Origin of the sequence: Ensifer sp. LBL, assembly GCF_050435225.1 — a bacterium.
Lineage (GTDB): Bacteria > Pseudomonadota > Alphaproteobacteria > Rhizobiales > Rhizobiaceae > Ensifer.
Map to the genome: position 1 here is coordinate 125,127 of NZ_JBNDJY010000008.1, position 12,204 is coordinate 137,330.

13 protein-coding genes are annotated in these 12,204 nt (G+C 63.9%); 2 read left to right on the forward strand and 11 right to left on the reverse strand.

Annotated elements, in window-relative coordinates; all coding sequences use genetic code 11:
• Positions 1 to 63: 63 nt before the first annotated feature.
• From OKW20_RS27700 to osmF, 5 genes are all read right to left on the reverse strand, one after another.
• A complete protein-coding gene (locus OKW20_RS27700; RefSeq protein ID WP_429177370.1) occupies positions 64 to 876 on the reverse strand; it encodes a pirin family protein in 813 nt (270 codons plus the stop codon).
• Between the two features lie 78 nt (positions 877 to 954).
• Positions 955 to 1,692 (reverse strand): ABC transporter permease, encoded by a 738-nt coding sequence (locus tag OKW20_RS27705; RefSeq protein WP_043613488.1) that lies wholly within the window; start codon positions 1,690 to 1,692, stop codon positions 955 to 957.
• Positions 1,692 to 2,630 carry an ABC transporter ATP-binding protein gene (locus OKW20_RS27710; RefSeq protein WP_429177373.1) on the reverse strand — a complete coding sequence of 313 codons (939 nt, stop codon included), beginning with the start codon at positions 2,628 to 2,630 and terminating at the stop codon, positions 1,692 to 1,694. The genes OKW20_RS27705 and OKW20_RS27710 overlap by 1 nt, the downstream gene beginning before the upstream one ends.
• Complete coding sequence (locus OKW20_RS27715) at positions 2,627 to 3,796, reverse strand: ABC transporter permease (protein ID WP_429177375.1); 1,170 nt, start codon at positions 3,794 to 3,796, stop codon at positions 2,627 to 2,629. The genes OKW20_RS27710 and OKW20_RS27715 overlap by 4 nt, the downstream gene beginning before the upstream one ends.
• A 98-nt stretch (positions 3,797 to 3,894) precedes the next feature.
• Positions 3,895 to 4,806 carry a glycine betaine ABC transporter substrate-binding protein OsmF gene (osmF, locus tag OKW20_RS27720; protein WP_192449690.1) on the reverse strand — a complete coding sequence of 304 codons (912 nt, stop codon included), beginning with the start codon at positions 4,804 to 4,806 and terminating at the stop codon, positions 3,895 to 3,897.
• Between the two features lie 333 nt (positions 4,807 to 5,139).
• Here osmF and OKW20_RS27725 point away from each other — a divergent pair, with 333 nt between their 5' ends.
• Both OKW20_RS27725 and OKW20_RS27730 read left to right on the forward strand, forming a co-directional pair.
• Positions 5,140 to 5,607 (forward strand): DUF4126 domain-containing protein, encoded by a 468-nt coding sequence (locus OKW20_RS27725; RefSeq protein WP_429116628.1) that lies wholly within the window; start codon positions 5,140 to 5,142, stop codon positions 5,605 to 5,607.
• Entirely contained in the window at positions 5,604 to 6,980 is a 1,377-nt protein-coding gene (locus OKW20_RS27730; protein WP_429177377.1) for an FAD-containing oxidoreductase, read from the forward strand. Before OKW20_RS27725 ends, OKW20_RS27730 begins: the two co-directional genes overlap by 4 nt.
• 24 nt (positions 6,981 to 7,004) lie before the next feature.
• Here the strand turns inward: OKW20_RS27730 and OKW20_RS27735 are convergent, their stop codons facing one another.
• The 6 genes from OKW20_RS27735 to OKW20_RS27760 all read right to left on the reverse strand — a co-directional run bounded on the left by OKW20_RS27735 (position 7,005) and on the right by OKW20_RS27760 (position 12,179).
• Positions 7,005 to 8,156, reverse strand: a complete 1,152-nt coding sequence (locus tag OKW20_RS27735; RefSeq protein ID WP_429177379.1) for a M20 aminoacylase family protein — start codon at positions 8,154 to 8,156, stop codon at positions 7,005 to 7,007.
• A 10-nt stretch (positions 8,157 to 8,166) separates the two neighbouring features.
• On the reverse strand, positions 8,167 to 8,931 hold the full coding sequence (locus OKW20_RS27740; protein WP_043613505.1) for an ABC transporter ATP-binding protein: 765 nt from the start codon (positions 8,929 to 8,931) through the stop codon (positions 8,167 to 8,169).
• 36 nt (positions 8,932 to 8,967) lie between these two features.
• Positions 8,968 to 9,669 (reverse strand): ABC transporter permease, encoded by a 702-nt coding sequence (locus tag OKW20_RS27745; RefSeq protein ID WP_043613507.1) that lies wholly within the window; start codon positions 9,667 to 9,669, stop codon positions 8,968 to 8,970.
• The gene (locus tag OKW20_RS27750; protein ID WP_043613509.1) at positions 9,669 to 10,382 is read right to left on the reverse strand and encodes an ABC transporter permease; all 714 of its coding nucleotides are present in this window, start codon (positions 10,380 to 10,382) and stop codon (positions 9,669 to 9,671) included. The genes OKW20_RS27745 and OKW20_RS27750 overlap by 1 nt, the downstream gene beginning before the upstream one ends.
• 164 nt (positions 10,383 to 10,546) lie before the next feature.
• Complete coding sequence (locus tag OKW20_RS27755; RefSeq protein ID WP_077964471.1) at positions 10,547 to 11,347, reverse strand: transporter substrate-binding domain-containing protein; 801 nt, start codon at positions 11,345 to 11,347, stop codon at positions 10,547 to 10,549.
• Positions 11,348 to 11,375: 28 nt separating this feature from the next.
• A complete protein-coding gene (locus OKW20_RS27760; protein ID WP_043613513.1) occupies positions 11,376 to 12,179 on the reverse strand; it encodes a dimethylarginine dimethylaminohydrolase family protein in 804 nt (267 codons plus the stop codon).
• Between the last annotated feature and the right edge of the window lie 25 nt (positions 12,180 to 12,204).

Here is a 12,204-nt window from a genome sequence, read left to right on the forward strand (position 1 = left end):
GTCCAGACCACTGCACGTTGCGGAACGATCTTTTTCACGGCTCACGTTTTTCCGACCAGGCGATCACGCCTTTCCGACCAGGCGATCACGCCAACGCAGAAGCCCGAGCAAGGGCCGAGCCAGATAGGGCGGCGGGATTTTTCGGTGATCACCGACCGTCCCTCCTCTTGCGACAGGCGCATCCGGCTCGATCAGGAACGCAACGACCAGCGCGTCGCGCGTGGCGACAAGGTCCAAGCCTTCATCGGAGGGGAGCAGGCCCTGCTCCGTCGCGCAGAAACTGGCTCGACCCGCCTGTATCGCGCCGGAGAAGACGTAGAAATAGAGGTGACGGCCTGCCACTCGGGGAAACGCTGTCCCTGTCCCGGCCTCGAGCCGGAGATCGAAAATGTCGATGGCGTTGCGGACGAAAAACGGGGCCGCCCAACCTTCCGGCCCGACAAGGTGCCGCCACTCGTTGACCGCCCCGGCGGCAATCGGCCCATGCTGGATGTTCGGCGGCAGATCGAGGCCATGCGGGCGCACGAGGATCTGAAGCATCCTGAGCGGCGGATCATCAGGCAACGTCTCTTCGGAATGCCAGAAGCTCGTGCCCGCATTCATCACCATCAGGTGTCCGCTGTCGATGACCAGCTCGCCGATCGCGCGGTCGTTGTGGCGCATGACGCCATCCGGCACCCAGGACAGGATTTCGTCGTTGCGGTGCTCGTGCATGGCGATCAGCCGACCCGGCGAAAGCATCGATTCCACGACCATCGCCAGGGGACCATAACCATGATCGCGCGGCCAGGGCTGCAGCCATCCGGGCATGTTCAGCCTGGCGACAAATCCGCCGGTATCCCTGACGACAGGACTTCTGGCCCCTCGATAAAGCATCGTCCATTCTAGCACGGCGCCGCGGCTTGGCACGCCGATGAATGGCGAGCGCCCCCTGGGCAGTTCCGTGAGGCGGCTTCAGCGGCCCATGCGCGCGGCAAGCTTCCGCTCCGCCGCCTGCAACCCGTCGTGCAAAAGCACCGCAAGCGTTGCGACGATCAGGCCACCCTGAACGACGAAGGAAAGGTTGTTCGACTGCAGCCCGGCGATGATCACTTCGCCAAGCGTTTTTGCGGCGACCGTCGATCCGATCGTCGCGGTTGCGAGGCTGATGACGACCGACAGCCGGATGCCCGCCAGGATCACCGGCATCGCCAGCGGCAGCTCTACCTTGAGAAGCCGTTGGCCGCTCGTCATGCCGGCGCCACGCGCCGCCTCCATGACGGACGGGGGCAAGGTCGTCAGCCCCGTCAGCGCATTCTCGAAAATCGGCAGCAGGCCATAGAGAAAGAGCGCAATCAGCGTCGGCTTTTCGCCGAAGCCGAAGATCGGAACCGCGAGCGCCAACACCGCAACGGGCGGAAAAGTCTGGCCGATGTTCACCAGGCTGCGCGAGAGCGGCAGGAATTCCGCTCCGGAGGTACGCGTGACGAGAATGGCAAGCGCAAGTGCAACCAGCGCAGCCGCTGCCACCGCCAGCGCCACCGTGCGCAGATGCAGGAACGTCAGCTGCAGCAGGCTTCCCTGGTTGTAGATGACAGGGGCGTTGTCCTGCACCAGCGGTCGCAGCAGCGGCTCAAACCAATGGGGCTGCAGCAGGAATGCGACCAGAGCCAGGAAAACCGCGATGCGAATGAGCGTGGCGAGCTTTGGCATCAGGCTGGACCGGCCGCGCGTTTGGCCAGCCCCTTGAGGCTGACCCTGCCGATCACGGCGCCGTCGGGACCTGCAACCGGCAGGGCATCTCGTCCGGACCAGAGGAGTTCGGCCAAGGCTTCCCTCTGGCTGGCATCGCTCGAAATCGGCGCGCCTTCGGCAGTGCCGGGCTCCACCGCGCTCGAAACCGACGCGATCGCCAGCAGACGATAGGGCCGTTCGCCCGACCCAATCAGGCTTTCGACAAAGGGGGTGGCCGGCTTCAGCAGCATTTCGGCGGGGGTCGCGTACTGCACCACTTTGCCCTTGTCCATGACGGCAATGCGATCGGCCAGGTGAAAGGCCTCTTCCATATCGTGGGTGACGAGAATGATCGTCGTCTGGAAGTGTTTCTGGATGGCAAGCAGATCGTCCTGCGCCTTGGCGCGGATGATCGGATCGAGCGCTCCGAAGGGCTCGTCCATCAACAGCACCTTGGGCTCGGCCGCAAGCGCCCGGGCGACGCCGACACGCTGCTGCTGGCCGCCGGACAGTTCGTGCGGGAAACGCGGACCGAAATCGGTAGGATCGAGCTGGAAAAGGCGCAGGAGTTCCTCCACCTTCGCATCGGTGCGCGCACGCTCCCATCCGAGCAAGGTCGGCACGGTCGCGATGTTCTGGGCGACGGTGCGGTGGGGAAACAGACCGTGCCCCTGGATCGCGTAGCCGATCCGCCGGCGCAACTCATAACCGGGTAGCGAACGATTGTCCTCGCCGTCGAGGCGGATTGTGCCCGACGTTGGCTCGACCAGCCGGTTGACCATGCGCAGGAGCGTGGTCTTGCCGGAGCCGGAGGTCCCGACGACGACCGTGACCGTGCGCGGCGCGATCGTCAGGCTGACGTCATCGACAACGGTGCTTTCGCCATAGCGCTTGGTGATGTTCTCGATCTCGATCATGCGGCCTCTGCCTGCCTGGTGTTGGGTGTTGCCATCTCGATGACCGCGTCGAGCACGATCGCCGCGGCGAACGCCAGCACGACCGTCGGGACGGCACCGAGCAGCACGAGGTCCATCGCGGTCTGGCCGACGCCCTGAAAGACGAAGACGCCGAAGCCGCCGCCGCCGATGAGCGCAGCGATGGTCGCAAGGCCGATATTCTGGACGAGCACGATGCGGATCCCGGTGAGGATCACCGGAAAGGCCAGCGGAAATTCGATGCCGACCAGCCGTTGCCAATCGGTCATACCGATGCCACGCGCGGCGTCGTTCGCGTCTCGCGGAACGCCGGCCAGTCCGACGACGGTGTTGGCGACGACAGGCAGCAGCGAATAGAGGAAGAGGGCGACGAAGGCCGGAGCAACGCCGATGCCACGAATGCCGATCGCGGCGGCGCCCGGCACATGGAGGGCGATCCAGCCGAGCGGGGCGATGAGAATGCCGAAGAGCGCGATCGACGGGATCGTCTGGATCGCGTTCAGCGCGCCGAGCAATCCGTCGCGCAGTCGCGTGACCCGGTGGCAGAGGATGCCGAGCGGGATGCCGACGACGGTCGCGGCGACGAGCGAGCCGAGCGCCAGGGTCACGTGCTTGCGGGCCTCCGCCCAGAACGTGTCCACGCGGCTCGCATACTCCTTCAGGATGGAAAGACCATCCCAGGTGCCTGAAAGCAAGAGTATCCCGATAAAGCCAAGCACGGCGACGAGCACCACCACGCGCACGAAAGGCGCCGGGCGCAGTCGCGTCAAGGCGTCGGCGGCGAGCAGCCCGAAGGCAAAGAGCATGGTCCAGAAGCCCGAAGCGGGCGACACCCGGGCATAAGTGTTGGCTTCAGGCGTCAGATGCGTGGCGGCAACGCCGATGCCGAGCGCCAGCGTGGCGAGCGCGACAAGGGCCGCAGCGAGACGCAGTGCGGCTGGCGAGCGCAGTAGCGCGCCGACGACCGCGCAGACCACGACGGCCAGCAGCACGGCACTCCAGCCCGCAGGCAGGGCGTCGGCCACCGACTTGACCTCGCCGGCGACGATACGGTTGGCACGAAACGTTGCAAAAGGCGCGATGAAGGCGCCGCCGAGCGCCAGGGCCGCAATGATCGCTCCGAGCTTGTCAAAGCGGAGTGCTTTCAAACCACATTCCCTCCCCGCCTGTGCCGGCGCGTCTACGGCACCTGCAGGCCTATCCCGGAACGCCGGCCATCCGACCAGCGTCCCGGGTGTCCGTCAACTTATTTCAGGAACCCGTTCTTCTTCAGGAAGTCCTCGGCGACCGCCTTGGCCGGTTCGCCACCGACCTGCACGCGGCCGTTCAGCTCCTGTAGCGTCACCAGGTCCAGCTTCTCGAACACCGGCTTCAAGAGTTCCTCGATCTGCGGGTTTTCCTTGAGTACCGCTTCGCGGATGATCGGGGCCGGCTGATAGACGGGCTGCACCGCCTTGTCGTCTTCCAGCACGACGAGGCCTGAAGGCGCGATGCCACCGTCGGTGCCATAGACCATGGCCGCGTTCGCGCCGTTCGTCTGGTTCGCCGCGGCCGCAATCGTTGCCGCGGTATCACCGCCGGAAAGCGTGATGAGCTGGTCCTGCTTCAAGGTGAAGCCGTAGGTCGTCTGGAACGCCGGCAGTGCGGCGGCCGAGTTCACGAATTCAGACGACGCCGCCAGCACGACCTTCCCGCCGCCAGCGATGTATTTGCCAAAGTCGCTCAGCGTCTTGAGCTTGTTTTCGTCGGCGACTTCCTTGCGCAGGCCAATCGCCCAGGTGTTGTTGGCCGGTGACGGCGTCAGCCAGACGATCTTGTTGGCGTCGTAGTCGAGCTTCTTGGCCGTCTCATAGCCCTTGGCCGCATCCTTCCAAACCGGATCGTCGGCCTTTTCGAAGAAGAAGGCGGCATTGCCCGTGTATTCCGGATAGATGTCGATCTCGCCGGCGGTGATCGCCTTGCGCACGACGGGCGTCGCCCCGAGCTGGACGCGGTCGACCGTCTTGATGTTGTTGGCGTTGAGCACCGCAAGGATGATGTTGCCGAGCACACCGCCCTCCGTGTCGATCTTCGAGGATACGACCACATCGGCACTCGCCGCGGCAGCAGTCAGCGTGAAGGCAAGGGCAGTTCCGATAAGCAGTCTGGTCAGGCGCATGATGGGTCTCTCCTCGAGTTTCGCTCCGCAAGTTTGATCACGGAACGCCCGCTCCGTCGGGGCAAGGCATTCCATATATGTCAGGCCCCGGCAAAAAATAGGGTTGCACGCAGAGACTGTAGCAGGTGAATAATCTCGCCGGCGACTAAGACGATCGAAAGCATAGACTAAGAGAAACCGCCGGTGATTGCGCGATTGCAAAGGCCGGCATTGTCCGTCACTCTGATTGCGGCCCGCCAGAAACAACCGCTTTCATTCTTGGTCGCGAAGCCGCCCGACCCGACCCGTCTGGGGCTGACGGCCGGGCTCGCCCGGCGAACGTTCGGGGAATTCATGTCGATCTATCTTCTCGCGCTGCTTCTCGGCGTGGTTGCCGGCCTGCGCACCATGACCGCACCCGCCGCCGTCAGCATTGGCGCAGCCGCCGGCTGGCTGCCGCTCAGCGGTACCTGGGCGGCCTTCATGGGCTTCCGGTTCACGCCCTATGTCGCCGGCCTTCTGGCGCTCGTGGAGTTCGTCGGCGATCAGTTGCCGAGCACGCCAAGCCGCAAGGTTCCCCAGCAGTTCGGCGCCCGCATCGTTTCGGGCGCTTTCTGCGGCGCCGTGCTTGGCACGGTCGGAGGTGCTATGCTCCCCGGACTGGTCGCCGGCGTCATCGGTGCAATTATCGGAACGCTCGGCGGCTATGAAGCGCGCAAGCGCCTCGTTGCGGCCATCGGCGGCAAGGACCTGCCGATCGCCCTTCTCGAGGATGCTGTTGCCGTTCTCCTCGCACTCTGGGTGGTGTCCTCGGTCTCATGACGAAACATTTCGACGCAATCATCATCGGCGCTGGCCAGGCCGGCCCATCGCTTGCCGGGCGGCTCACGGCGGCCGGCAAAACCGTCGCCTTGATCGAGCGCAAGCACTTCGGCGGCACCTGCGTCAACACCGGCTGCATGCCGACCAAGGCGATGGTCGCGAGCGCCTATGCCGCGCATCTGGCGCGACGGGGCGCAGACTATGGCGTGACGACCGGCCCGGTCACCATCGACTTTGCCCGCGTCATGGCGCGCAAGGACACGGTGCGGTTCACGTCCCGGGGAAACATCGAAAACTGGCTGAAAGGCATGGAGAACTGCACCGTGTTCCAAGGCCATGCGCGCTTCGAAAGCCCGCATGAGATCCGGGTCGGCGACGCGCTGCTCTCGGCCGACCAGATCTTTCTGAATGTCGGCGGGCGCGCCGCGACCCCGGATTTCCCCGGTGTCGCGGACGTACCGTATCTCACCAACGTCTCGATCATGGATCTCGACACCCTGCCCCGCCACTTGATCGTCGTCGGCGGCAGCTACATCGGGCTCGAGTTTGCGCAGATGTTCCGTCGCTTCGGCTCCGAAGTCACCGTGATCGAGAAGGGGCCGCGGCTGATCGGCCGCGAGGATACGGACGTTTCCGACGCCATTCTCGCCATCCTGGAGAAAGAGGGCATCCAGTTTCGCCTCAATGCCGAGTGCATCCGCTTTGCCAGGAGCGGCGGCGATGTCGTCGCCGGCGTGGATTGCACGGCGGGGGCGCCCGAGATCGTCGGCTCCCACCTGCTGCTCGCGACCGGCCGCCGGCCGAACACCGACGATCTCGATCTTAACCGCGCCGGCGTCAAGACTGACGCCCGCGGCTATGTCGAAGTCGACGAGACGCTCAGAACCAACGTCTCGCATATTTTCGCGATGGGCGACTGCAATGGCCGCGGCGCCTTCACCCACACGGCCTACAACGACTTCGAAATCATTGCCGCCAATCTGCTCGACGGCGAGGCGCGGAAGGTTAGCGACCGCATCTCGACCTACGGCCTGTTCATCGATCCGCCGCTCGGACGTGCCGGCATGACGGAAACCGAGGCGCGCAAGTCGGGGCGCAAGCTGCTCATCGGCACGCGGCCGATGACCCGCGTCGGCCGCGCGGTGGAAAAGGGAGAAACCGAAGGCTTCATGAAAGTGATCGTCGACGCCGAAAGCAAGGAGATCCTCGGAGCTTCGATCCTCGGAACGAGCGGCGACGAGGCGGTGCAGAGCATCCTCGACGTCATGTATGCCGGCAAGTCCTACACGACGATCACGCACGCGGTTCATATCCACCCGACCGTGTCGGAGCTGATCCCGACGGTCTTCGGCGACCTTCGCCCGGCCCCCTGAGCGACCGGGCGTTTGATGCCGCGCTTAAACGAGCGCCGCGCGTGCGAGCTGGTAGAAGTAGGTCGCGCCGCGCTCAAGAATGTCGTCGTTGAAATCGTAGCGGGTTGTGTGCAGCCCACTGCTGTCGCCATTGCCGATCAGCACATAGGCGCCCGGCACCTTTTCCAGCAGGAACGAGAAGTCCTCGCTGCCCATCAGCGGCTCAGGCAACTCGACATAGGCATCCGCGCCGAATGTGTCGGCAATCACCGCACGCGCATCCCCGACCGCCTCGGCATCGTTGATCGTCGCGGGATAGCCGACCTGCCAGTCGAAGACGGCTTCGGCGTTGTAGCTTTCCGCCTGCAGGCGGGCGATCTGCTCGACACGCTCCTGCAACTGCTTGCGGACGACAGGGTCCATGGCGCGCATGCTGATTTCCAGCACCGCGGTATCCGGAATGATGTTGGAGGCGGAACCCGCCTGGAACGAGCCGACCGTCAATACGGACGGCTGGTGCGGAGAGACGTTGCGCGAGACCAGCGTCTGCAACGCCATCACCACGCTGGAACCGACGACAACCGGGTCGACCGTCAGTTCCGGCTGCGCGCCGTGGCCGCCCTTGCCCTTGATCGTCAGCGTCAGCACGTCGATCGATGCCGCCATGGCGCCGGCGCGGCTGGAGAACTGGCCGACCGAAAGACCCGGCCAGTTGTGCAGGGCATAAACGCGCTCGCAGGGGAAACGCTCGAACAGGCCGTCCTCGATCATCAGCTTGCCGCCACCAAAGTTTTCCTCGGCCGGCTGGAAGATCAGGTGAACCGTGCCGTTGAAGCTCTCGTCCCTCGACAGCGCCCAGGCCGCGCCGAGCAGCATGCTGGTGTGGCCGTCATGGCCGCAGGCGTGCATCGCGCCCGGATGCTTGCTCTGATAGGCAAGGCCGGTCTCTTCCTGCATCGGCAGCGCATCCATATCGGCGCGAAAGCCGATGGCGCGGTTGCTGTTGCCGCGCTTCAGCGTCGCAACGATGCCGGTTGTCGCAAGACCCCGGGTGACCTCGAAGCCCCAGGATTGCAAGAGGCCGGCAACAAACTCCGAGGTCTTGACCTCGGAAAGGCCGATCTCGGGCATCTCGTGCAGGGTGTGGCGGATGTCGACGAGCTCGGGCAGGAACTCGGAAAAATTGGCGTCGCGCATTTCGGCCTCCTCAAGCCATCTGCAGGAACTGGCGCAGCCGCGCCGATTGCGGATCGCGCATCATCTGCTGGGGCGCACCGCGTTCTTCGACCAATCCCTTGTGCAGGAAGATCACTTCGCTGGAGATATCACGGGCGAGTGACATTTCATGGGTGACCATCACCATGGTGCGGCCTTCTTCAGCGAGCTTCTTGATGACGAGCAGCACTTCGTTGACAAGTTCCGGATCGAGCGCCGAAGTCGGCTCGTCGAAGAGCATCACTTCGGGCTTCATCGCCAGCGCCCGGGCGATCGCCGCGCGCTGCTGCTGGCCGCCGGAAAGCTGGTTGGGATAGTGATCGCGCTTCGGCGTGATACCGACCTTTTCCATCAACAGTTCGGCTTCGCCGATCGCATCCTTTTTCGTCATGCCGAGCACATGGATCGGCCCTTCGATGATGTTTTCAAGGATGGTCTTGTGGGACCAGAGATTGAAGCTCTGGAACACCATGCCGAGACGGGTGCGGATGTGTTCGAGCTGTCGCTTGTCGACGGCATGGAACTTGCCGTCCTTGCCTTTGGCCGTCCGGATCACCTCGCCCGAGACGGAGATCTCCCCCTCGTCCGGCGTCTCCAGATAGTTGATGCAGCGCAGAAGCGTGCTCTTGCCGGAGCCGCTGCTGCCGATCAGCGAGATGACGTCGCCGGACTTTGCCTCGAAGGAGACGCCTTTCAGCACCTCGACGGACCCGAAGCTCTTGTGAATGTTCTTCACCGAAAGCGCTGATGCGACCATGTTCGTTCCTCTCGCGCGCCTTGGCGCGCCTCCTCTTTATGCCTTCGCCGTGCGGTAGCGGGTGAGCCGCTTCTCGACGACGCCCATGATGCGCGTCAGGATGAAGACGACGGTGAAATAGATGATGCCTGCGGCAATCAGCGGCTCGAACGTCAACAGCGACTGGCGCTGCAGGATGCGGGCGGTGCCCATCACCTCAAGCACGGTGATCGTCGAGGCGAGCGACGTCGTCTTCAGCAGGATGATCAGGTCGCCCGTCAGCACCGGCAGGCAGGAGCGGAACGCCTGCGGCAGGGTGATGCGGCGAAGGATCATCGACGAGCGCATGCCGATCGATTTTGCCGCTTCGATCTGTCCGCGCGGGATTGCCTTGATCGCGCCGCGGATAACCTCTGCGTTATAGGACGCCTGGTTGAGGCTGAGCGCAAAGATCGCATACCACAGGCCATCACGCAGATAGGGCCAAAGGAAGCTGTGGCGCACCCAGGTGCCAGGCAGGACCTGCCCGAGGCCATAGTAGATCAGATAGATCTGCACGAGCAGCGGCGTGCCGCGGAAAGCGAACGTGAAAACATAGGCCGGGACCGAGAGCACGCGGCGGCCGGACAGCCGTGCGAGCGCGACCAGCGTGCCGAGGACGAGACCGAAGACGCCGGCGACCGCCGTCAGCAGCAGCGTCAGCGGAGTGGCCTTGAGCAGCGCCGGCAGAAAGCCGAGGACGTTGGAGATCGTATCCATCAGTGGTGCCCCCGATTGAGGCGGCGTTCGATCTGCGCGATCACCAGCACGGAAACGAGCGTGATCGCCAGGAACAGGATGGCCGTCAGCCCATAGAAAAAGATGTATTGTTTGGTGCCGGCAGCTGCACGGTAGCCGGTGTAGAGCAGCTCGCTGAAGGAGCCGAGCACGCTGATGATGGCGCTTTCCTTGGTGATCGACAGCCAGAGATTGCCCATGCCGGGAACCGCGTGGCGCATCATCTGCGGGAAGACGATACGGGTGAAGATCTTCTGCCTGGACATGCCGATCGAGACCGCCGCCTCGATCTGGCCCGGCGGCACCGAAAGGAAGGCGGAGCGCAGCACCTCGGTCATGAAGGCGCCGGAAACGAAGGCGAGCGCGATGATCGCCGCCCAGAACGGGCTGAACTGGAAGCTCTCGGCAACGAGGCCGAAGTGTTTCAACAGCCGCTCAGCACCGCTTGCGACCGAGAAATAGAGAAGCAGGATGACGAGCAGCTCAGGAAGCGAGCGCACGACTGTCGTGTAGATGTCGGCGAGAAACCGCGGCACGCGGTGTTTCGACAGCTTACCGGCAGCCCCGAGGAAACCGAAGAGAACCGCAACCGCATAGGCGACCACGGATACCTGCAAGGTCATCAGCAGGCCCCAGGCGAAATCGTCGCCCCAGCCCTCGCCGCCCCAGGCAAGCAATTGCCAGTAATAGTCCATCCGTCGTTACCTGTTCCCGAGTGTCTCGTCAGCCCTGGCGCCGCCCGCCCTCAGGTCTGGAAGGTGCTGTCGCGCCTGCTGCGATGGTGCCCCGACGCTGCGGCCGGTTTGGCGATCGAGGCCGGCGGAGATCCAAGACCGCCGCCGGCTTCCAAGTCATGCGATCACTTCTTGCCGAAGATCCACTTGTCGACGAGCTTCTGCGTCGTGCCGTCCTTTTCCAGGGCAGCAAGGCCGGCATTGACCTTGTCGAGCGTTGCGGCATCGCCCTTGCGCACGGCATAGGCGACACCTTCGCCGAGCGTGACGTTCTTCGGCACTTCGACCTTGACCTCGTAGTCCGCACCTTCAGGCGTCTTCAGGAACGTCTGGATGTAGAGGTCGGGGATCAGCACATAGTCGACGCGACCGGCAATGAGGTCTGCGACCGAATTGTCGGCGGTGTCGTAGCTCTTGGCTTCGGCGCCGGTCAGGTACTTGGTGACATAGGCCGACTGGACGCTCGACGCCTGCACGCCGATGATCTTGCCCTCGACGCTTGCCGGATCGATGATCTTGCCGGAACCGTCAGCCGCGTCGATCGTCTTGATCTCGCTGGTATCACCCTTGGAGCCGACGAAAGACGTGCCCTCGGTGTAGTACGGCGCCGAGAAATCGACGACCTGACGACGCTCATCGGTGATCGAGAAGGCGCCGATGATGAAGTCGATCTTGTTTTCCTTGAGCGACGGGATCAGTCCGTCCCAGGCCATCTGGTTGATGTCGCACTTGACGGCCATCTTCTCGCAAAGCGCACGGGAAAGATCGGCTTCCAGGCCCTCCCACTCACCGCCGGCGTTGACCTGGGTGAAGGGCATGTAGGGCTCCGGCGTCATGCCGAGGCGCAGCGTGTCCTCGGCAAGGGCGCTGCCCGCAGCCATGGAAAGGGCGATCCCTGCGAACAGGGCGGTCTTCAACGTCTTCATAATGTTCCTCCTCGGGGATTGCGTCGGATCAGAGCGTGTTGCTGAACCAGCGCAGCGACATGCAGGACAGGCCCGCGTCGATCTTGCCGATCTCCGTCGTCTTCATGGGCACGACCTTGTAGCCGAGCTTGTCGAGCATCTCGATCGTGCGCGGGAAGTCCGAGCCGACCATGACAACGTCGTTGACGCGCAGTGCATTGGCCGCAGGCTCTTCGCCTTCGGGAATGATCACCTGCTTGAAACGCTCAAACGCACCGGACTTGGCAAGACGGGCGGTCGACAGCACGGTCTCGTCGTCGAGCAGCGAGCAATCGGTCTTGAAGTGCAGCACGCCTTCCGGCGTCGCGACGATCTCGCTCTTGCGGCCAAGCTTCGTCAGGCAAGCCTGAAGGGCTTCGGCGCCGACCTTGTTGGTGCGGGCCGAAAGGCCGATCATCACGCTTTCGCGGGTCGTCAGCACGTCGCCGCCATCGGCAAAGCCTTCGCCCGGCAGATCGAGCACGGTCTCGAACATGGCGCGCAGCGTCGGCTCGATCTCGGGCGTTTCCTTGACGCGGGTTTCGGCACCCGGACGCAGAAGGATCGCGCCTTCGGTAAAGACCAGCGCCGGATCCTCGACGAAGATCGAGTCCGGGAAGGCTTCGAGCGCCGGCAGCACCGTGACCTTCACGCCCGCATCCTTCATCGCCGCGATGTAGGCGTCGTGTTCAGCCTTTACACCCTCAAAGGTCGGGTTGCCGCGATCGTCGGCACGCAGGCCGTTGACGACCGACTTCGACGGGGTGCGCACGATGATATTGTTGAACTGGTAGACAGGGCGTGACTGCGACATTTGTAATACCTTTGGCTTGGATGAG

What these genes read in the sequence shown, in the direction of transcription:
- OKW20_RS27700 (WP_429177370.1), bottom strand. Translation starts at nt 876, where the DNA reads ATGCTTTATCGAGGGGCCAGAAGTCCTGTCGTCAGGGATACCGGCGGA.
- OKW20_RS27705 (WP_043613488.1), bottom strand. Translation starts at nt 1,692, where the DNA reads ATGCCAAAGCTCGCCACGCTCATTCGCATCGCGGTTTTCCTGGCTCTG.
- OKW20_RS27760 (WP_043613513.1), bottom strand. Translation starts at nt 12,179, where the DNA reads ATGTCGCAGTCACGCCCTGTCTACCAGTTCAACAATATCATCGTGCGC.
- OKW20_RS27735 (WP_429177379.1), bottom strand. Translation starts at nt 8,156, where the DNA reads ATGCGCGACGCCAATTTTTCCGAGTTCCTGCCCGAGCTCGTCGACATC.
- OKW20_RS27730 (WP_429177377.1), top strand. Translation starts at nt 5,604, where the DNA reads ATGACGAAACATTTCGACGCAATCATCATCGGCGCTGGCCAGGCCGGC.
- OKW20_RS27725 (WP_429116628.1), top strand. Translation starts at nt 5,140, where the DNA reads ATGTCGATCTATCTTCTCGCGCTGCTTCTCGGCGTGGTTGCCGGCCTG.
- OKW20_RS27740 (WP_043613505.1), bottom strand. Translation starts at nt 8,931, where the DNA reads ATGGTCGCATCAGCGCTTTCGGTGAAGAACATTCACAAGAGCTTCGGG.
- OKW20_RS27755 (WP_077964471.1), bottom strand. Translation starts at nt 11,347, where the DNA reads ATGAAGACGTTGAAGACCGCCCTGTTCGCAGGGATCGCCCTTTCCATG.
- OKW20_RS27750 (WP_043613509.1), bottom strand. Translation starts at nt 10,382, where the DNA reads ATGGACTATTACTGGCAATTGCTTGCCTGGGGCGGCGAGGGCTGGGGC.
- OKW20_RS27745 (WP_043613507.1), bottom strand. Translation starts at nt 9,669, where the DNA reads ATGGATACGATCTCCAACGTCCTCGGCTTTCTGCCGGCGCTGCTCAAG.
- osmF (WP_192449690.1), bottom strand. Translation starts at nt 4,806, where the DNA reads ATGCGCCTGACCAGACTGCTTATCGGAACTGCCCTTGCCTTCACGCTG.
- OKW20_RS27710 (WP_429177373.1), bottom strand. Translation starts at nt 2,630, where the DNA reads ATGATCGAGATCGAGAACATCACCAAGCGCTATGGCGAAAGCACCGTT.